The sequence below is a fragment of the Ruegeria sp. BHSC026 genome (assembly GCF_059613065.1).
The window spans coordinates 1-20,815 of record NZ_JBXWRV010000027.1; the positions used below are offsets into that span (position 1 = coordinate 1).

Annotated in this window: 15 protein-coding genes; 2 read left to right on the top strand and 13 right to left on the bottom strand. The window is 61.1% G+C overall.

Annotation, left to right across the window (positions count from 1 at the left end; translation table 11 throughout):
- The 4 genes from AC2FME_RS17775 to rpsL all read right to left on the bottom strand — a co-directional run.
- A partial coding sequence (locus AC2FME_RS17775; RefSeq protein WP_480860237.1) for a GTP-binding protein occupies nucleotides 1-165 on the bottom strand: 165 nt, incomplete at its 3' end.
- 62 nt (nucleotides 166-227) lie between these two features.
- Nucleotides 228-2,345 (bottom strand): elongation factor G, encoded by a 2,118-nt coding sequence (gene fusA, locus AC2FME_RS17780; protein WP_496682826.1) that lies wholly within the window; start codon nucleotides 2,343-2,345, stop codon nucleotides 228-230.
- Nucleotides 2,346-2,363: 18 nt separating this feature from the next.
- A complete protein-coding gene (gene rpsG / locus AC2FME_RS17785) occupies nucleotides 2,364-2,834 on the bottom strand; it encodes a 30S ribosomal protein S7 (RefSeq protein WP_005980678.1) in 471 nt (156 codons plus the stop codon).
- A 15-nt stretch (nucleotides 2,835-2,849) separates the two neighbouring features.
- The gene (gene rpsL / locus AC2FME_RS17790) at nucleotides 2,850-3,221 is read right to left on the bottom strand and encodes a 30S ribosomal protein S12 (RefSeq protein WP_005980675.1); all 372 of its coding nucleotides are present in this window, start codon (nucleotides 3,219-3,221) and stop codon (nucleotides 2,850-2,852) included.
- Between the two features lie 348 nt (nucleotides 3,222-3,569).
- Between rpsL and AC2FME_RS17795 the strand changes: the two genes are divergently transcribed.
- Nucleotides 3,570-4,376 (top strand): glycosyltransferase, encoded by an 807-nt coding sequence (locus tag AC2FME_RS17795; protein WP_496801149.1) that lies wholly within the window; start codon nucleotides 3,570-3,572, stop codon nucleotides 4,374-4,376.
- Here the strand turns inward: AC2FME_RS17795 and AC2FME_RS17800 are convergent.
- The 6 genes from AC2FME_RS17800 to rplJ all read right to left on the bottom strand — a co-directional run bounded on the left by AC2FME_RS17800 (nucleotide 4,361) and on the right by rplJ (nucleotide 16,885).
- On the bottom strand, nucleotides 4,361-5,230 hold the full coding sequence (locus AC2FME_RS17800; RefSeq protein WP_496801152.1) for a DMT family transporter: 870 nt from the start codon (nucleotides 5,228-5,230) through the stop codon (nucleotides 4,361-4,363). The genes AC2FME_RS17795 and AC2FME_RS17800 overlap by 16 nt on opposite strands.
- Nucleotides 5,231-5,364: 134 nt before the next feature.
- Nucleotides 5,365-9,612 carry a DNA-directed RNA polymerase subunit beta' gene (gene rpoC / locus AC2FME_RS17805; protein ID WP_496682834.1) on the bottom strand — a complete coding sequence of 1,416 codons (4,248 nt, stop codon included), beginning with the start codon at nucleotides 9,610-9,612 and terminating at the stop codon, nucleotides 5,365-5,367.
- Nucleotides 9,612-11,261 (bottom strand): hypothetical protein, encoded by a 1,650-nt coding sequence (locus AC2FME_RS17810; RefSeq protein ID WP_496801150.1) that lies wholly within the window; start codon nucleotides 11,259-11,261, stop codon nucleotides 9,612-9,614. The genes rpoC and AC2FME_RS17810 overlap by 1 nt, the downstream gene beginning before the upstream one ends.
- A gap of 257 nt (nucleotides 11,262-11,518) precedes the next feature.
- The gene (gene rpoB, locus AC2FME_RS17815) at nucleotides 11,519-15,658 is read right to left on the bottom strand and encodes a DNA-directed RNA polymerase subunit beta (RefSeq protein WP_496682839.1); all 4,140 of its coding nucleotides are present in this window, start codon (nucleotides 15,656-15,658) and stop codon (nucleotides 11,519-11,521) included.
- A 251-nt stretch (nucleotides 15,659-15,909) separates the two neighbouring features.
- Nucleotides 15,910-16,287 (bottom strand): 50S ribosomal protein L7/L12, encoded by a 378-nt coding sequence (gene rplL, locus AC2FME_RS17820; protein WP_005980660.1) that lies wholly within the window; start codon nucleotides 16,285-16,287, stop codon nucleotides 15,910-15,912.
- A gap of 79 nt (nucleotides 16,288-16,366) precedes the next feature.
- Complete coding sequence (gene rplJ / locus AC2FME_RS17825) at nucleotides 16,367-16,885, bottom strand: 50S ribosomal protein L10 (RefSeq protein WP_496682842.1); 519 nt, start codon at nucleotides 16,883-16,885, stop codon at nucleotides 16,367-16,369.
- Between the two features lie 330 nt (nucleotides 16,886-17,215).
- Here rplJ and AC2FME_RS17830 point away from each other — a divergent pair, with 330 nt between their 5' ends.
- A complete protein-coding gene (locus AC2FME_RS17830; RefSeq protein WP_496689158.1) occupies nucleotides 17,216-18,487 on the top strand; it encodes a DUF2254 domain-containing protein in 1,272 nt (423 codons plus the stop codon).
- Nucleotides 18,488-18,562: 75 nt separating this feature from the next.
- On the opposite strand, the gene rplA is transcribed toward AC2FME_RS17830, so the two are convergent.
- From rplA to AC2FME_RS17845, 3 genes are all read right to left on the bottom strand, one after another.
- Nucleotides 18,563-19,261, bottom strand: coding sequence for a 50S ribosomal protein L1 (gene rplA, locus AC2FME_RS17835; RefSeq protein WP_490360595.1), 699 nt, complete (start codon nucleotides 19,259-19,261; stop codon nucleotides 18,563-18,565).
- Between the two features lies 1 nt (nucleotide 19,262).
- Complete coding sequence (gene rplK, locus AC2FME_RS17840) at nucleotides 19,263-19,712, bottom strand: 50S ribosomal protein L11 (RefSeq protein ID WP_490360594.1); 450 nt, start codon at nucleotides 19,710-19,712, stop codon at nucleotides 19,263-19,265.
- Nucleotides 19,713-19,934: 222 nt separating this feature from the next.
- Nucleotides 19,935-20,815: sugar-transfer associated ATP-grasp domain-containing protein (locus AC2FME_RS17845; RefSeq protein ID WP_496801151.1), on the bottom strand; the 881-nt coding region annotated here is incomplete at its 5' end.

A 20,815-nucleotide genomic window follows, 5' to 3' on the forward strand; every position in this document is an offset into this window, starting at 1 on the left:
GCCGCGCGCCTTCTCTTCCGGCGCACCGTCAATCTGGTCATACGCCTTGAAGTCGCCGAAATACTTGGTGATCGCTGCGGTCAGCGTCGTCTTGCCGTGGTCAACGTGGCCAATCGTGCCGATGTTGACGTGCGGTTTTGTACGCTCAAACTTTTCCTTTGCCATGATGGCCTCCTTTTTCGGTAATGACGGGAGCCCGGAGACCGGGCCCCCTCAAACTTTGTCGCTTAGGCGTATTTCGCCTGGATCTCTTCCGCGATGTTCTGCGGAACCGGATCGTAGTGGTCGAACTGCATGGTAAACTGGGCACGGCCCGACGACATCGAACGCAGGGTGTTGATGTAGCCGAACATGTTCGCCAGCGGCACGAAGGCCTGGATGGCGATCGCGTTGCCGCGCGGCTCTTGTCCAGACACCTGGCCCCGACGCGAAGTCAGGTCGCCGATGATACCGCCGGTATACTCTTCCGGGGTGATCACTTCGACCTTCATGATCGGTTCCAGCAGTTTCGCGCCGGCCTTTTTCAGACCTTCGCGCATGCACATCCGCGCCGCGATTTCGAACGCCAGAACGCTCGAGTCGACGTCGTGGAATTTACCGTCCAGCAGAGCAACCTTGAAGTCGATCACAGGGAAGCCGGCCAGCGGGCCGCTGTCCATGACGGACTGGATGCCTTTTTCGACACCCGGGATGTATTCCTTGGGAACGGCGCCACCCACGATGCGGCTTTCGAACGAATACCCTTCGCCCGGTTCGGTCGGAGTGATCTCGAGCTTGACCTCAGCGAACTGACCCGAACCACCCGACTGTTTCTTGTGGGTGTAGGTGTGTTCAATCGGCATCGAGATGGTCTCACGATAGGCCACCTGCGGCGCACCGATGTTGGCTTCGACCTTGAACTCGCGCTTCAGACGATCAACCAGGATGTCCAGGTGAAGTTCGCCCATGCCCTTCATGATGGTCTGACCCGATTCCAGGTCGGTTTCCACGCGGAAGGACGGGTCTTCGGCGGCCAGACGGGCCAGACCCTGCGACATCTTCTCCTGGTCGCCCTTGGTTTTGGGCTCGACCGCGATCTCGATCACCGGATCGGGGAAGGTCATGGTTTCCAGAACCACCGGATCCTTCGCGTCGCACAGGGTGTCACCGGTGGTGGTGTCCTTCAGACCCGCCAGCGCGATGATGTCGCCTGCAAACGCTTCTTCGATCTCTTCCCGGTTGTTAGAGTGCATCATCATCATACGACCGATGCGCTCTTTCTTGCCCTTGGTCGAGTTCAGGATCGAGTCGCCCTTGTTCAGCACGCCCGAGTAGATCCGGGTGAAGGTCAGCGAACCGACGAACGGGTCGTTCATGATCTTGAACGCCAGGCCAGCGAAGGGCTGGTTGTCATCGGCACGACGGGCGATGTTGCGCTCTTCGGTCTCGTCGCCAGGCTTGAAGCCCATATAGTCGACAACGTCCAGCGGGCTGGGCAAATAGTCGATCACGGCGTTGAGCAGCGGCTGAACACCTTTGTTCTTGAACGCCGAACCACCCAGAACCGGAACGAAGTCCAGCGCCAGAGTGCCCTTGCGCAGCAGTTTGCGCAGGGTCGGGATGTCGGGCTCGTTGCCTTCCAGGTATTCCATCATGGCGTCGTCGTCTTGCTCGACGGCGGCTTCGATCATCTTGCCGCGCCACTCTTCGGCTATGTCCTTCAGGCTGTCGCGGATCGGAGCCTTGACCCAGCTTGCACCCAAGTCTTCGCCCTGCCACAGCCATTCTTCCATGGTGACCAGGTCGATCAGGCCTTCCAGCTCGTTCTCGGCGCCGATCGGAATACCGACCGGAACGGCGCGCGCGCCGGTGCGGTCTTCGATCATGCGCACGCAGTTGAAGAAGTCGGCGCCGATCTTGTCCATCTTGTTGACGAACACGATGCGCGGAACCTTGTAGCGGTCAGCCTGACGCCACACGGTTTCGGTCTGGGGTTCAACACCGGCGTTTGCGTCCAGAACGCAGACGGCACCGTCGAGAACCGCCAGCGAGCGCTCCACTTCGATGGTGAAGTCAACGTGGCCGGGGGTGTCGATGATGTTCAGGCGGTGCTTGGGGGTATCGGCGGTCTTACCGTCCTCGGTGCGCTCCCAGAATGTGGTGGTCGCAGCCGAGGTGATGGTGATGCCGCGTTCCTGCTCCTGCTCCATCCAGTCCATGGTGGCTGCACCATCGTGCACCTCACCGATGTTGTGGGATTTGCCGGTGTAATACAGGATACGCTCCGAGCAGGTGGTCTTGCCTGCGTCGATGTGCGCCATGATACCGAAGTTACGGTATAGTTCGAGCGGATATTCGCGTGCCATTTGGATAAGCCTCTAGGGTTACCAGCGGTAGTGGCTGAAGGCTTTGTTCGCCTCGGCCATCTTGTGGGTGTCTTCGCGCTTCTTAACGGCAGTACCGCGGGACTGTACGGCGTCCAGCAATTCACCGGCGAGGCGTTCTTCCATGGTGTTTTCGTTGCGGTTGCGCGCGGCGGCGATCAGCCAGCGGATAGCCAGCGCTTCGCGGCGCTCGGGGCGCACTTCGACCGGAACCTGATAGGTTGCACCACCAACCCGGCGCGAGCGGACCTCGACCGACGGTTTGATGTTGTCGAGCGCTTCGTGAAACACTTCGACGGGTGCGCGCTTGATCTTGCTTTCGATGCGGTCGAAGGCGTTGTAGACGATGCGCTCGGCGACCGACTTCTTGCCGTCGATCATCAGGTTGTTCATGAATTTCGTCAGAACCTTGTCGCCAAATTTGGCGTCAGGCAGGACTTCGCGTTTTTCGGCGGCGTGACGACGGGACATCTCGGCCTCTCCTTCTTACTTGGGACGCTTCGCGCCGTATTTCGAACGACGCTGCTTACGGTCTTTGACGCCCTGGGTATCCAGAACACCGCGCAGGATGTGGTAACGGACACCCGGAAGGTCTTTCACACGGCCGCCACGGATCAGGACCACCGAGTGCTCCTGCAGGTTGTGGCTTTCACCGGGGATGTACGAGATGACCTCGTATCCGTTGGTCAGGCGCACCTTGGCGACCTTCCGCATAGCCGAGTTCGGCTTCTTCGGCGTGGTAGTGTACACGCGGGTGCAGACGCCGCGCTTCTGCGGGCACTGCTCCAGGTGCATGGACTTCGAGCGTTTCACTTTGGGCTGCCGCGGCTTGCGGATCAGCTGCTGAATAGTTGGCATTCCGGTTTCTTCCCCGTTTTGCAACACACATGACATGCACGCGCATTGCGTGCGGTTAACTTCGCTGCGCCAATGCGTCCACAAGCGCAAAACCCGCGAGCGTTCCCATTCCGAGGTGAACGTCGCGGTTGGTTATCAGAGGGCGCGAACGACAAAATTGTCCGGGCCTTGACCAGTCCGTTTCTGATTTCGGTTTCGGGGCGGCCCCCATACCGAGATGACGGGCGTATAGGGGGAGTCGGCCCAAGTGTCAACAGCCACGGCCGCACTGGCCGGAAATGGTCCCTGTTGCAGCCTGCGGCGGGCCTATGCATAGTCCGGCGTGTCGATACCCAAGCGGACGAGATCATGCAAGTCATTGGCCTGTGCCGGTTCTCCTACCCTGCGATCGGCGGGTACCAGACCGAACATGACACGATCGAGGCCCGGCGCCGCCACCTGTACCGTACCGACCGTCTGGTCGAGCGCTTCCGCCTGTTCGAAACCTGCGCCCTGCCGGGCCTGAAGGCCCAGACCGACCCCGATTTCGAATTGATCATCGTGACCGGCACCTGCCTGCCGTCACCGGCCAAGGCTCGCCTGCGCGACCTGACGGCCGGAATGCCGCAGGTCAGGATCATCGAGCGCGAGCCCGGACGGCATCGCGCGGTGATGAAGCAGATCCTCAACGACACCCGCCGTCATCCTGACCGGCCCTGCCTGCAGTTCCGGCAGGATGACGATGACGCCGTCGCGGTCGACTTCATCGAAAGCTTGCGGCAGGCGGCGGTTGAGGCGACCGAGCTCGCGGCCCGCAACCTGTCCGTGGCGATTGATTTCGACCAGGGGTATCTGGCCCGGTTCGGTCCCTTCGGCGTGCAGGCCAAGCCGGTCCGGCGCAAACTGCTGGGCGTGGGTCTGGGTATGCTTGTCCAAGGCGGCTGCCCCTTGACCATCATGAATTTCGCCCATCAGCGCATGGGACGGTTCATGCCGGTGGTCACGGTGCCCGATCGGCCGATGTGGGTCCGAACGTTCAACGGCTTCAACGACTCGCAAAAGGCGCGAACCAACCGAAGCGCCCTGCCCCCCCTTGACGATGCAGAGCGGGACCTGTTCCGCACCCGGTTCGCAATCGACGCTGACGCCGTCCGCCGCGGCTACTCCGAGGCTTGAAGCCTCCGCTCGCGGAACAGGGTGAACAGCCCCGCCCCTACGACCAGCACCGCGCCCAGCATCGTCAGCCGGTCTGGCCAGTCGCCGAACACCGCCCAGCCCAGCACCAGCGCCCAGATCAGGCTGGTATAGCGGAACGGCGCGACGAACCCGACCTCGCCCACCCTCATGACCATCACGCTGAACAGATACCCCAGCAAAACGAAAATGGCAGCCGAGCCGATCAGAAGACCCGTCGGCGCGGCGACGGGCACCCATCCCTGGAACACCGAGGCCACGGCCGCCGCCAGGGTGATCGTCAGCGATGTCGCCAGCGTCACCACCATCGACGGGACCTCAGACGACATCCGCCGCGTGATCAAGTCGCGCGCAGTCACGCACATGACAGCTACCAGCGCATAAAGTGCATACAGGCTGAACCCGTCCGGCCCTGGCCGCACGATCAACAGCATTCCAGCAAACCCCATGGCGATGGCCAGAACTCGCCGCCATCCGATCGGTTCGGCAAAGAACAGTGCCGCGCCGAGGGTCACCGTCAGCGGCAGCGCCTGCAGAACCGCCGTCACATTGGCCAGCGGCATGTGCATCAGCGCGGTCAGAAAGAAGAACGTGGCCAACAGCTCGGACAGCGAGCGCACCGCCACCAGAACCCTGTCATGGCCGGAAAACCGCAGGTGCAACGCGCCCAGACGCCGCGCCAGTAGAAACACCAGGGTAGTGGCCAGCAGCCCGCGCATCGCAACGAGCTGAAACAGCGGCAGATCCTGTCCAGCCGCTTTGACCAGCGTATCGTTCACGGTGAAGGCGGCCATGCTGCCCATCATCAGCAGCGCGCCCTTGACGTTCGGAGTCATCGAAATGGCCCATTGGGAAATCACCGGCCCATTGGCCCGCGCCACCGGCCCGTTGTCAATATGCCGGGAGCACTCGAAAAAACGAAAAAGGCCCCGCAGATGCGGGGCCTGTTTCGTTCCACGGAAATCGGAGTTTACTCGCGGCTTTCCGGGGTTTCGATCAGCGCGTCCAGATCGTCGCCCATCACGTCGTCGTCGATCACCGGAGCCGCCAGGGCGGCTGCGGCCTCGGCCTCTTCGCGACGGGCCTCGATGACCACGTTGTCACGCTGCTGTGCGATCTGGCGCACGGCCTGCGTCGCGCCACCGGTACCGGCCGGGATCAGGCGGCCGACGATGACGTTTTCCTTCAGGCCGACCAGCTTGTCCTTCTTGCCCTGAACCGAGGCTTCGGTCAGCACGCGGGTAGTTTCCTGGAACGATGCCGCCGAGATGAACGAACGTGTCTGCAGCGACGCCTTGGTGATCCCAAGCAGGATCGGCTCGCCCTGGGCCGGACGACCACCGCGGGCGATGGTCTTTTCGTTGGCCGCGTCGAACTCCTGCTTGTCGACATGCTCGCCCTTCAGCAGGGTGGTATCGCCCGAGTCGAGGATCTCCCACTTCTGCAGCATCTGGCGCACGATGACCTCGATGTGCTTGTCGTTGATCTTCACGCCCTGCAGACGATAGACCTCCTGCACCTCGTTGATCATGTAGTCGGCCAGAGCCTCGACGCCCAGAATCGACAGGATGTCGTGCGGAGCCGGGTTGCCGTCCATGATGTAGTCACCCTTCTGCACGAAGTCGCCTTCCTGCACCGGGATGTGCTTGCCCTTGGGCACCATGTATTCGACGGGTTCCAGCGACTCGTCCGCCGGTTCGATCGAGATGCGGCGCTTGTTCTTGTAGTCGCGGCCAAAGCGCACGTAACCATCGATTTCGGCGATGATCGCGTGATCCTTGGGGCGGCGGGCCTCGAACAGTTCGGCCACACGCGGCAGACCACCGGTGATGTCCTTGGTCTTGGCGCCTTCGCGCGGGATACGCGCAACGACGTCGCCGGCCTCGATCTTCTGGCCGTCTTCGACCGACAGGATCGCATCCACGGACATCGGGTAGTGAACCGGGTTACCCGCATCGTTGCGGACCGGCTCGCCGTTTTCGTCCACCAGGATGATTTCCGGCTTCAGGTCGCTGCCTTTCGGCGCCGCACGCCAGTCGATCACGATCTTCTGAGTCATGCCGGTTGCATCGTCGGTCTCGTCCCGCACAGCGATGCCCGAGACCAGGTCGACATATTTCGCGGTACCGGCCTTCTCGGCGATGATCGGCAGGGTGTAGGGGTCCCACTCGAACAGCTTGTCGCCGCGCTTGACCTTGTCGCCATCCTTGACGAACAGCTTCGAGCCGTAGCCCAGCTTGAAGCTGGCGCGCTCTTCGCCGTGCTCGTCCTTGATCACCAGCTTCATGTTCCGGCCCATGACCAGGCTTTCACCTGCGGCATTGACCAGGATCTGCGGGTTCTCAAAGGCGACGACGCCGTCCTGGTTGGCTTCCTGGAACGACTGCTGGCCACCCTGTGCAACACCACCGATGTGGAAGGTCCGCATCGTCAGCTGGGTGCCGGGTTCACCGATCGACTGGGCGGCGATGATGCCGACCGCTTCGCCGGTGTTGACCATGGTGCCGCGTGCCAGGTCACGGCCATAGCACATGGCGCAGACGCCCTCTTCGCTTTCGCAGGTCAGCGGCGAGCGGATGCGGGCCGACTGAACACCGGCCTCGTGGATCGCGTCGGCCATGCGTTCGTCGATCAACTGGCCGGCAGCGACCAGAATTTCGTCCGAACCCGGGCGCAGGATGTCCTCGGCCGCGACACGGCCCAGGATACGCTCGGCCAGCGAGGCGACCACTTCGCCGTCATTGACGGCGGCCTCGGCGGTGATGGCGCGGTCGGTGCCGCAATCATGCTCGCGCACGATGCAGTCCTGCGCCACGTCCACCAGGCGGCGGGTCAGGTAACCCGAGTTCGCCGTCTTCAGAGCGGTATCCGACAGACCCTTGCGGGCGCCGTGGGTCGAGTTGAAGTACTCAAGAACGGTCAGACCTTCCTTGAAGTTCGAGATGATCGGCGTTTCGATGATGTCACCGTTCGGCTTGGCCATCAGGCCGCGCATGCCGCCCAGCTGCTTCATCTGCGTGACCGAGCCACGGGCACCGGAGTGCGCCATCATGTAGACCGAGTTCGGCTCCTTGTCGGCGCCGCTCTCGTCCTTCTGGACGGCCGAGATGGTGTTCATCATCGCCTCGGTGACGCGGTCGTTGCACTTCGACCAGGCATCCACGACCTTGTTGTACTTTTCGCCCTGGGTGATCAGGCCGTCCATGTACTGCTGTTCAAAGTCCTTCACCTGCTCGCGGGTCTCATCCACGATGGCCCATTTGTCAGACGGGATTACCATGTCGTCCTTGCCGAACGAGATGCCCGCCTTGAACGCCTCGCGGAAGCCCATCGACATGATCTGGTCACAGAAGATCACCGACTCTTTCTGACCGCAGTAGCGGTAGACGGTGTCGATGACCTGCTGCACCTCTTTCTTGCGCAGCAGACGGTTGACCAGATCGAACGGCGCCTTGTTGTTCTTGGGCAGCAGAGCCCCCAGGCGCACGCGGCCCGGCGTGGTCTCATAGCGCTTCTGAACCTCGTTGCCCTCTTCGTCGATCTGGGTGATCCGCGCGGTGATCTTCGAGTGCAGGTGCACCTCACCCGCGTCCAGCGCGTGCTGGACCTCTTCGATCGAGCCGAACACCTTGCCTTCGCCCGGCATGCCTTCGCGTTCCAGGGTCAGATAGTACAGACCCAGAATCATGTCCTGCGACGGAACGATGATCGGCGCGCCGTTTGCAGGCGACAAAACGTTGTTCGTCGACATCATCAGCACGCGCGCTTCCAACTGTGCCTCAAGGCTCAGCGGAACGTGAACGGCCATCTGGTCCCCGTCGAAGTCGGCGTTGAAGGCCGAACAAACCAGCGGGTGCAGCTGGATCGCCTTTCCTTCGATCAGAACCGGCTCGAACGCCTGAATGCCCAGACGGTGCAGCGTCGGCGCACGGTTCAGCATCACCGGGTGCTCGCGGATCACCTCGTCGAGGATGTCCCACACTTCGGGGCGCTCTTTCTCGACCAGCTTCTTCGCCTGTTTCACGGTCGAAGACAGACCCTTGGCTTCCAGCCGCGAGTAGATGAACGGCTTGAACAGTTCCAGCGCCATCTTCTTGGGCAGGCCGCACTGGTGCAGCTTGAGCTCGGGGCCGGTCACGATGACCGAACGGCCCGAGAAGTCGACGCGTTTCCCCAGAAGGTTCTGGCGGAAGCGGCCCTGCTTGCCCTTCAGCATGTCCGACAGCGATTTCAGCGGACGCTTGTTGGCGCCGGTGATCACGCGGCCACGACGGCCGTTGTCGAACAGGGCGTCAACCGATTCCTGCAGCATCCGCTTTTCGTTGCGGACGATAATGTCAGGCGCGCGCAGTTCGATCAGACGCTTCAGACGGTTGTTCCGGTTGATGACGCGACGATACAGATCGTTCAGATCCGAGGTCGCGAAACGGCCACCATCCAGCGGCACCAGCGGGCGCAGTTCCGGCGGGATGACCGGGATCACGGTCATCACCATCCATTCCGGGCGGTTGCCCGATTCCAGGAAGGATTCGACGACCTTCAGACGCTTGATGATCTTCTTGGGCTTCAGCTCACCGGTGGCTTCGGCCAGATCCGCGCGCAGCTGCTCGGCCTCGGCCTCGAGGTCGATGTTCTGCAGCATCTCGCGGATGGCTTCGGCGCCGATATTGGCCTTGAACGCGTCCATGCCATAGGCATCCTGCGCGTCCATGTACTCTTCCTCGGTCAGCATCTGGCCATAGGTAAGGTCGGTCAGACCGGGCTCGATGACGACATAGTTTTCGAAATACAGAACGCGTTCCAGATCGCGCAGGGTCATGTCCAGCATCAGACCGATGCGGGAGGGCAGCGATTTCAGGAACCAGATATGTGCGACGGGCGCGGCCAGTTCGATGTGGCCCATACGCTCGCGGCGGACCTTCTGCAGGGTGACTTCCACACCGCATTTCTCGCAGACGACGCCGCGATACTTCATCCGCTTGTATTTGCCGCACAGACATTCGTAATCTTTGATCGGGCCAAAGATACGCGCGCAGAACAGGCCGTCACGCTCGGGCTTGAACGTGCGATAGTTGATGGTTTCCGGCTTCTTGATCTCGCCATAAGACCAAGACAGGATCCGTTCCGGCGACGCCAGCGAGACCTTGATTTCATCAAAGACCTTGGGCGGGGTCAGCGGGTTGAAGGGATTGTTTCCTTGGGTCAGTTCCTGATTCATCACAGGTCTCCAGCAGGTTTGGCCGTCTCAGTCACTTTGGTGTCCTTTGCCGGTTTGCGCGCCAAGCGCGCCTTGATCGCTTCGGACAGTGTTTTCAAGCCGTATTTCAATCGGGCAATTATCTGGTTGTCGACCCCGCAATACTGTTTGCGGAGTTGCGACATGATCGCGGTTGGCGGAAAATCGGGGTCGGCAGGCGCCAGGTCGTTCAGCTTTCCCCTGACCATGAACCCATCACACACCGTGGGCCATCCATTGACTTGGATATAGTGTACATGCGGGTTTCCGGGCAATTCGAACTCGAACCGCCAAGGGTCGTGGATGCCGGCTTCCAGCTTCTGCTCGGCCATCCATATCAGGTGATCGATGTCCCACAGTGCAGCCACCAGCGAATTCGGCGCCTCCCAGTCCCGGCGCATTGGAACCAGTTCCATGTCCGGACCGAAGAAGGTCGGCCCGGCTGTCCGGTCATAGGTCCAGGTAAAGTCACCATGCCACGGGAAAAGCACATACTTCAGGCCCTGCGTCCGCGCCTTTGTCACGGCCGCTTCGATCATTGGGGTGTTCACCGGTCCAAGCGGGCACAGGTCTTCGAGCATCAGAAACACGAACCGGGTATCCGGTCTGTCTTGTTTGATTCTGCGCGCGGCATCGCCCAGGATTTCAACAAAACTGCGGCCGGGAAACCGCAGGGTGTTGGGCGCGTCCAGATCTCCGTCCGTCGCAACGAAACACTCCGGATGACCCGGCCACATCCGGTCGACCGTGTGCAGCACGGCGGGGATGTAATGTTCGTTCTTCGAGTAGGTCGACACCAGAAGGACCGTGTCATGAAAGACGTCCGACGGTCCTGCACTGGGTTCACGCGCTGCGATCTCTTTCCAGCGGCGCCGCCGCTCGGACCCACGTTTGAACCATCCGGCGATTTTGCCCAGGTCATATTTCCGGCGGGCCGCCTTGGCGCTGTCGACGCCGCAATATTCGACCCGCAGCTGCGACAGCAAAGGTGACGACGGGAACTCCTTGCGCGACACCGCCTTGGGATTGATCTGGCCGTCGGACAGAAACCCGCCACCGACCACGGGCCAGGCTTCCATCTGCATGTAGTGCAGGGCTTCGCCCGATTGAGAAGGCTGCTCGAACAGACGCAGGTTGTTGTACCCTTCCGCGGCTTTGTGGCCGGCAACTGACGCAAGGTGATCAAGGTTCCACACCGCCGGGGCCAGAGAATTCACGGTTTCCAAGTTTGAGCGGATCGGGGTCAGTTCTAGGCCAGCGTCCCGGATCACCGGACCACTTTCCGGGTCAAGCGCTATGCTGAAATCGCCCGGCCATTGGAACAGGACATATTTCAGGTCATGCGCACGAACGCTCTCCATGGCGGCGGCGACCATCGACTTGTCCACCGGCGCGAGCGGACAGAACACGTCCCGCAGCAGAAACACATGCCGTAGATTCGGACGATCGCGGCGCAATTTCTGCACGGCCTCATCCAGAATGCCCGTGACGGTCGCACCGCCGGTTCGAATGACAGGATCGGCGTCATAGGCACCATTGGTCACAACGATGCATTCCGGATGTCCAGGCCAGAACTGCTGCAATGTCCGCAGGATCGCAGGCACGAAACGCTCGTTCTCTGCATTTGTCACCAAAAGCAGAGCCACGTCACGAAACATGCTTTCAGACCCCGCTGTAGGGACCGAAACCGCTGCGCTGGACACACGTTCTGCCATTACGCCTCCACCCCCCCCGAAACGGGCAGGCGCAGAAAGACGCGACTGGCGCCAAGCGCCACCAGCAGACCTCTGAGCGTGACCTGGTTCATGCAAGAACCCTCGTGATTGCGTTTACCGGGATGGGCAAAGCCCATCCCGGTGCTTTTTAAAGGCGCGGTAGGCAAAAGGGTTTACCCTTCGTCCTCAACCGCGTCCAACAACTCCATGTTCAGGCCGAGACCGCGGACTTCTTTCACCAGAACGTTGAACGATTCCGGTACGCCCGCCTCGAAGTTGTCCTCGCCCTTGACGATCGACTCATAGACCTTGGTCCGGCCGGCGACGTCATCCGACTTGACGGTGAGCATCTCCTGCAGGGTGTAGGCGGCGCCGTAAGCTTCCAGAGCCCAGACCTCCATCTCACCAAAGCGCTGACCACCGAACTGCGCCTTGCCGCCCAGCGGCTGCTGGGTCACCAAGCTGTAGGGTCCGGTAGACCGCGCGTGGATCTTGTCGTCCACTAGGTGGTGCAGTTTCAGCAGGTACTTGACGCCCACGGTCACTGGACGCGCGAACTGCTCGCCGGTGCGGCCGTCGAACAGGATGCTCTGGCCGCTGGTGTCAAAACCGGCGCGAACCAGCGCGTCGTTGACGTCGGCCTCTTTCGCACCGTCGAAGACCGGGGTTGCGATTGGCACGCCGCGGGTGACGTTGCTGGCCGCTTCGACCAGTTCGTCCTCGTCCATGTTCGAGATGCCCTCGGCATAGACGTCCTCGCCATAGGCGTGCTTCATCGCATCGCGCACCGGCGTCAGGTCGCCCGAGCGGCGGTATTCCTGCAGCGCCTCGTCGATCTTCAGACCCAGACCGCGCGCGGCCCAACCCATGTGGGTTTCAAGGATCTGGCCGACGTTCATTCGCGACGGCACACCCAACGGGTTCAGACAGAAGTCGACCGGGGTACCATCGGCAAGGAACGGCATATCCTCCATCGGCACGACTTTCGAGATCACACCCTTGTTCCCGTGACGGCCGGCCATCTTGTCGCCCGGCTGCAGCTTGCGCTTCACGGCAATGAAGACCTTGACCATCTTCATCACGCCCGGCGGCAGGTCGTCGCCACGGCGGACCTTCTCGACTTTGTCCTCGAAGCGGGCATCCAGGGCGCGTTTCTGCACCTCGTACTGCTCGTTCAGGGCCTCGACGACCTGGGCGTCCTTCTCGTCTTCCAGCGCCAGCTGCCACCACTGACCGCGGGTCAGTGACTCGAGCAGCTCTTCGGTGATTTCCGAGCCTGCCTTGACGCCTTTCGGCCCCTTGACGGCGGTCTTGCCCAGCAGCATCGACTTGAGACGCGCATAGATGTTGCGGTCGAGGATCGCCAGCTCGTCATCCCGGTCACGGGCCAGACGTTCGACTTCCTCGCGCTCGATCTGCAGCGCACGCTCGTCTTTCTCGACGCCGTGACGGTTGAAGACGCGGACTTCGACGACCGTACCGTAATCGCCCGGCTTCACGCGCAGCGAGGTGTCGCGCACGTCGGATGCCTTTTCGCCGAAGATGGCGCGCAGCAGCTTTTCTTCCGGGGTCATCGGGCTTTCGCCCTTCGGAGTGATCTTGCCGACCAGAATGTCGCCCGGCTCGACGTCCGCACCGATGTAGACGATGCCCGCCTCATCGAGGTTGCGCAGCGCTTCTTCACCGACGTTCGGGATGTCGCGAGTGATCTCTTCCGGGCCAAGCTTGGTGTCGCGGGCGGCGACTTCGAATTCCTCGATATGGACCGAGGTGAATACGTCGTCGCGCGCGATGCGTTCGGAAATCAGGATCGAGTCTTCGTAGTTGTAGCCATTCCACGGCATGAACGCGACGATCACGTTCTTGCCGAGCGCCAGTTCACCCATGTCGGTCGACGGACCGTCGGCGATGACCTCGCCCTTCTTGACTTCCTGGCCCACCTTCACCAGCGGACGCTGGTTGATGCAGGTGTTCTGGTTCGACCGCTGGAACTTGCGCAGACGATAGATGTCAACGCCGGCATCGCCCAGCTCCAGATCTTCGGTGGCGCGGATCACGATACGCTGGGCATCAACCTGGTCGATGATGCCCGCGCGCTTCGCCTGGATCGCAGCGCCCGAGTCGATGGCAACCTTGCCCTCGATCCCGGTACCGACCAGCGGCGCCTCGGCGCGCAGCAGCGGAACCGCCTGACGTTGCATGTTCGAGCCCATGAGAGCGCGGTTCGCGTCATCGTTTTCCAGGAACGGAATCAGCGAAGCCGCAACCGACACCAGCTGTTTCGGCGACACGTCGATCAGGTCCACGTTCTCGCGCGGGGCAAGCGTGTAGTCGCCGGCCTGACGGGTCGAGACCAGATCGTTGATGAACTTGCCGTTCTCGTCCAGCGTCGCGTTGGCCTGCGCCACGGTGTGACGCATTTCCTCGGTCGCGGACATGTAGTGGACCTCGTCGGTCACCTGCCCGTCTTTGACGACGCGATAGGGCGTTTCGATGAAGCCGTACTTGTTCACGCGGGCGAAGGTGGCCAGAGAGTTGATCAGACCGATGTTTGGACCTTCCGGCGTTTCAATCGGGCACATCCGGCCATAGTGCGTCGGGTGCACGTCGCGCACCTCAAAGCCCGCACGTTCACGGGTCAGGCCGCCCGGCCCAAGCGCCGACAGGCGGCGTTTGTGGGTGACTTCCGACAGCGGGTTGGTCTGGTCCATGAACTGCGACAGCTGCGAGCTGCCGAAGAATTCACGCACAGCAGCCGCGGCCGGTTTCGCGTTGATCAGGTCCTGCGGCATGACGGTGTCGATCTCGACCGACGACATGCGCTCCTTGATGGCGCGCTCCATGCGCAGCAGGCCGACGCGGTACTGGTTTTCCATCAGTTCGCCGACCGAGCGGACGCGGCGGTTGCCCAGGTGGTCGATGTCGTCGATGTCGCCCTTGCCGTCGCGCAACTCCACCAGCGCCTTGATGCAGGCTACGATATCTTCGCGGTCCAGCGTGCGCTGGGTGTCGGGCTTGTCCAGCGCCAGGCGCATGTTCATCTTGACGCGGCCCACGGCGGACAGGTCATACCGCTCGCTGTCGAAGAACAGCGTGTCGAACAGGGCCGAGGCAGCCTCGACGGTCGGCGGCTCGCCCGGGCGCATGACGCGGTAGATGTCCATGAGCGCGGTTTCCCGGTTCATGTTCTTGTCCTGCGCCATGGTGTTGCGGATGTAGGGGCCGACGTTGACGTTGTCGATGTCGAGAACCGGAATGTCGGTGATGCCCGCGTCGATCAGCTCCTTCACGGTGCCGCCGATCAGCTCGCCATCCTTGTCGTATTCCAGCGTCAGCTCGTCACCGGCCTCGACATAGATCGCGCCGGTTTCTTCATTGATGATGTCCTTGGCGACGAACTTGCCCACGATGTGATCGAAGGGCACCAGCAGGTGGGTAACCTTGCCCTCGTCGATCAACTGCTTGACCGCGCGCGGAGTGACCTTCTTGCCCGCCTCGGCAATGACTTCGCCGGTCTTGGCGTCGACCAAGTCATAGGTCGGGCGGGTGCCGCGTACGCGCTCGGGGAAAAACGGGGTGACCCAGCCCTTTTTCTTGTCCAGCTTGTAGGACACGGTGTTGTAGTAGGCATCCATGATGCCTTCCTGGTCCAAGCCCAGCGCATAGAGCAGCGTGGTCACCGGCAATTTGCGGCGACGGTCGATGCGGGCATAGACGATGTCCTTGGCGTCGAACTCGAAGTCCAGCCAGCTGCCGCGATACGGGATGATGCGGCAGGCGAACAGCAGCTTGCCCGAAGAATGGGTCTTGCCCTTGTCGTGGTCGAAGAACACGCCCGGGCTGCGGTGCATCTGGGACACGATCACGCGCTCGGTGCCGTTCACGATGAAGGTACCGTTCGGCGTCATCAGGGGCATGTCGCCCATGAACACGTCCTGCTCCTTGATGTCCTTGACCGATTTGGCCCCGGTATCTTCGTCGACATCGAACACGATCAGACGCAGGGTGACCTTCAGCGGAGCGCTGTAGGTCATGTCGCGCTGCATACATTCCTCGACGTCGTATTTCGGCTTTTCCAACTCGTATTTCACAAACTCCAGCACGGAAGTTTCGTTGAAATCCTTGATCGGGAAAACCGACTGGAACACGCCTTGAATGCCTTCGCCGTCGGTCGGCTGGTCGGCATCGCCAGAGCGCAGGAACAGATCATAAGAAGATTTCTGGACCTCGATGAGGTTCGGCATTTCCAGCACTTCGCGGATTTTGCCGTAGTATTTCCGAAGACGTTTCTGGCCAAGGAACGATTGAGCCATGTCAGATGTCACCTTTCGATATTCTCAGCGGAGAAAGGCACCGCCGGGCTCCGGCACCTTTTCCATACGAGACAACACGTCCGGATCAATTCATGGCCACCGTCCCGAGTGGCAGCCTCCCGATCCGCGAACCGCGTCTTAGAAAACACCCCGCCGCATGGGGCCCTTTCTAAGACAGGTTCGGCTGAGCCCGGATTTCTCCGGACCCAGCCAGAATTTGCGGTGCTTCAGCGATGCACCAGCAGACCGACTTAGGCCAGCTCGACCTCGGCGCCAGCTGCTTCCAGCTTGCCCTTGATCTCTTCGGCTTCGTCTTTCGACACAGCTTCTTTGATCTTGCCGCCGGCTTCGACCAGTTCCTTGGCTTCTTTCAGGCCCAGGCCGGTGATGCCGCGAACTTCTTTGATGACGTTGATTTTCGAAGCGCCGGCGTTCTTCAGAACGACGTCGAATTCGGTCTTCTCTTCCTCGGCTGCGCCACCGGCGGCATCGCCACCAGCTGCGACCATGACGGCGCCGCCAGCTGCGGGCTCGATGCCGTACTCGTCCTTGAGGATGGTTTTCAGTTCTTGTGCTTCCAGCAGGGTCAGACCAACGATCTCTTCTGCCAGTTTCTTCAGATCAGCCATTGTATCAGCTCTTTCCGTTTACAGTGTGTGTTCCAACGTCAGGGCATGCGCCCCACGCAGATCATTCAGTGCCAACCGCTTACGCAGCTTCCGCCTTCTCTTCGATGGTGGAAAGGATGCTTGCGATGTTGCTTGCAGGTGCGCCAATCGCGCCGGCGATGTTCGAAGCAGGTGCGCCAATGCAGCCCACGATCGAAGCAATGAGCTCCTCACGCGACGGCATTTTCGAGACGGCTTCGACGCCTTTGCGATCAAGAGCGTTCTCGCCCATTGCACCGCCAAGGATTTCGAACTTCTTGTTCTCCTTGGCGAAGTCCTCGGCCACCTTGGCTGCTGCCACGGGGTCCTCGGAATAGGTCAGAACGGTCATACCCGTCAGCAGGTCGGCCATGCTTGCACACGGCTTACCCTCGAGGGCGATTTTGGCGAGCCTGTTCTTGGCAACACGCACGGAACCGCCCGCTTCGCGTGCACGCGCGCGCAGGTCCTGCATCTCGGCAACTGTCAGACCGGCGTAGTGAGCAACCACCACGACGCCAGAGCTTTCGAAGATCTGGCCGAGTTCCTCGACCACTTTCTCTTTCTGGGCTCTATCCACAGTTCTCTCCAAGTTAGGGACGAAATTTCATCCCGGCTCAATTTTGCCGTAGCTTGCGCCACGGCGTTCAGGTCCGTGATACGGGGTGGAGCCAAAATATCGCCCGAGGGCGGGACCCTCGATCTTTTGGTCTTACCCGTCTCAGGCAGGAAATTAAGGGACCGGATGGACCCACCCACCGTCTTGGACGAAACGAAATAAAGCGCACGACGAATCGCACGCTTTATTCCGTAGCTCTCTTTAGGGCAGATGGCCGGGGTTTCCAAGGCCTAAATTGGCCCATTCCTCAAGCCGGTAGACAATAGCCGAAAACCCGAACAGGATCGACGGATGATCGATCTGAAATCCATTTCAAAGCCGCAGTTCCTGTTCCGGCAGATTTCCCGTCAATTGTGGGTTCGCACCAGCCTGATCGCCGCGTTGGCCGTGGTCAGCGCGGGAGTTGGCACCTACCTGGGCGGCTTTGTCCCGGATTTTCTTGCACAACGGCTGAGCGCCGAGGCGGTAGCAAAGATTCTTGCTATTCTCGCATCGTCGATGCTGGCCGTTACGACATTCTCACTTTCGATCATGGTCGCGGCGCAGCGATGGGCCTCGAACCAGTCGTCACCGCGCGCGCAGCAGGTGATCGAAGAAGACAGTGTTTCGCAGAACGTGCTGGCGACCTTTCTCGGCGCTTTCATCTTCGCCCTCGTGTCGTTGATCCTGGTTGAAACCGGGGTCTACACCCAGCAATCCATTGCCGTAGCGCTGGCGTTCACGCTTGTGGTCATCTTCCTCGTGACGCTGGCCCTGCTGCTGTGGATCGACCAGTTGCCCAGCTACGGCAGTATTTCCGAAACAGCACGGAAGATCGAACAGAACGCAACGGACACGATCACCCGATCCATCGAACTCCCTTGCCTTGGCGCCTTGCCCTACCAAGCCTCCGATGACATTCCGCCGGCCAGTCACGAGGTTAGGGCAAGTGCCACCGGGAACGTGCGGCACGTGGATGTGGGAATGCTGAATTCCTGCGCCGAGGAAAACGACAGCGAGATATGGATCATTGCGCTGCCGGGGCAGTTCGTCATCGAAGGCGAACCGTTGGCCAAGACCACCAAGGAAATTGACAGCAAGACCATTCAGGAAGCCTTTGTGATCGGAACCGAGCGCAGTTTTGACCAGGATCCGCGCTTTGGCATTCAAACCCTGTCGGAAATCGCCCAACGCGCGCTGTCGCCCGGGATCAATGATCCGATGACGGCGATCCAGATGGTCGAGAGACTACTGCGAGTTCTTTTGCCGCTTGGCGCAAGGCGCCTTCACACCGACGAGCCGCGCTTCCCGAGAATCCACGCGCCTGCGATCCCAACGGATCTGTATCTGCGCGACGCCTATGCGGCCATTTCTAGAGATGCAGGCGACAAGGTCGAGGTGCACGAAGCTCTTCTGAACGCATTGACGCGGCTGGCACAATCGCAAGATGCCGCCATGGTGAAGGCGGCCCAAGAGGCCGCCGACCAGGCGCTGTCCATTGCAGAACGCGACCTCAGGCTCGAGGCTGACAAGGCGCGCGTCCGTGAGGTGTCCCATCAGGTTTTCGGCGGTCATGCCGGCTGAAGCACCCTCGGAGAAATGAAAAACCCCGGGCAGCAGGGCCACCCGGGGTTCGAAATTCCGTCGGAACGTGTCGGCTTATTCAGCCGCAGCCTCTGCGACGTCCACGGTCACGCCGGGGCCCATGGTCGAACTCAGCGCGATTTTCTTCATGTAGGTGCCTTTGGCGCCCGAAGGCTTGGCCTTGGCCACGGCCGAAATGAAGGCGCGGACGTTCTCGGCCAGCTTGGCTTCGTCGAACGAGGCTTTGCCGACACCGGCATGCACGACGCCGCCTTTTTCCGCCTTGAACTGAACTTCACCGCCCTTGGCTGCTTCCACGGCCGCTTTCACGTCCATGGTCACGGTGCCGACCTTTGGGTTCGGCATCAGGTTGCGGGGGCCCAGGATCTTACCCAGACGACCGACGATCGGCATCATGTCCGGGGTCGCGATGCAACGGTCAAAGTCGATGTTGCCAGCCTGGATGCTTTCCATCAGGTCCTCGGCGCCGACGATGTCCGCACCGGCCTCTTTCGCCTCGTCGGCCTTGGGGCCACGGGCGAAAACGGCAACGCGCATGTCCTTGCCGGTGCCGTTCGGCAGACCGACGACGCCGCGCACCATCTGGTCGGCGTGGCGGGTGTCGACACCCAGGTTCATGGCGATTTCGATGGTTTCGTCGAACTTCGCGGTCGCGTTGGCCTTGACCAGTTTGACAGCTTCCTCGACCGACAGGTTTTCCTTGCCGGCGACGGCTTCGCGCGCTGCGCGGGTACGTTTACCGAGTTTTGCCATCTTATTTCACCTCGATGCCCATGGAACGGGCCGAGCCCAGGATGATCTTCATTGCGCCTTCGATGTCGGTCGCGTTCAGATCCTTCATTTTGGCTTCGGCGATTTCGCGCACCTGCTTGGTGGTCACGGTTGCCACGGTCTCACGACCGGGGTTCTCCGCACCTTTCGGGCGGTTGCGCTTGCCGACCGGCTTCAGACCGGCCGCCTTCTTCAGGTAGTAAGACGCGGGCGGCGTCTTGATGTCCATGGTGAAGGACTTGTCCTGATAGTAGGTGATCACGGTCGGGCACGGAGCGCCGGGCTCCATGTCTGCGGTCTTGGCGTTGAACGCCTTGCAGAATTCCATGATGTTGATGCCGCGCTGACCCAGCGCCGGACCAACCGGCGGCGACGGGTTCGCCTGACCTGCAGGAACCTGCAGCTTCATCGTACCAGCAAGCTTCTTGGCCATTTGGTTTTCCTTTCAACGTAGGTGAAACGCGTTTCACCCGGTTTGTGTTGCGTGGTCCGATCCGGAATCGCGATCCCTGCGATCTCCCACGAGAGAATCTCGCCCGAAGACGATAGAGGCGGCGTTTACAGCGGAACGGAGGGGTTGGCAAGGGGCTGCCGATAGGAGCTTAACACGGGCCCGCCTGCCCCGCATGCGCCTCGGCACTTCGGCGACGAAGCCTTAGAGTTTCACGTTGTGTTTGCTGAAGAACGCCCGCATCCGGCTGTCGAGAAAGCCTCTGCCCGTCGCAATCTGCATGAGCTCGAACGCACAGCCGTTGTTGACCTCGACCGCAACCGGCCCATCGTCCGTCAGTGCGATATCAGTCGACCCAAAGTGGTTCGCCGCATGCAGAAACGCGATCTTCCGATTCAATTCCCTCAAATCGTCCCAGAACGGCAGCGTTTCACCGACAAGTTTGCGCTCCGAGTCCGGCAGCGCATCCAACGCGACACGGCGGCCATTTTCCACGGCCGCCAGGCCCTTCACTTCTCCGGTCTCCGGGTCGAGGTTGCACAACAAGTTGCCCGGACGCCAGAAATTGTCGGCGATATTGCCTGCCATGGGCAGCTTGAGCATCGCAAACGGCACGGAAAGCTGATTGTCGTCGATGAGGTTCAGGCAACGCACGGTTGCGATCGCATCGGTGATGCCATCGAAGAACCTGTGCGGCTTGAGACAGTCCTGAAAGATGTAGGGGATCTCACCAAGGACCGAGTCGGCGAACGCGTCGAATGTCTGCGGGTCATGGCCATCCGCGATGACATGCGTGTCGGTATGCGCCGATATTCGCATGGCGCCGGCGCTCCACATGCCACCGATGGGCTTCGCAAAGACAGGGGCCGGCCCCCGGGCCGACAGGAAGGACTTCAGGTCTGCGCCGCTCGTCAGCTTCGGCGTATTGCCGAAATGGCGGACGCTGCGGTCAAAAACGGCCAGTGTCTTGGGGGTCGGCACGCCGTTATGTTCGAGAAAACAGGCGGACAGCCATTTGTCTTCGGTCAACGCCCACCACTGTGCGTCATTGCAGGCATTGACGAGCGGCCAGTGAATGTGGGCGG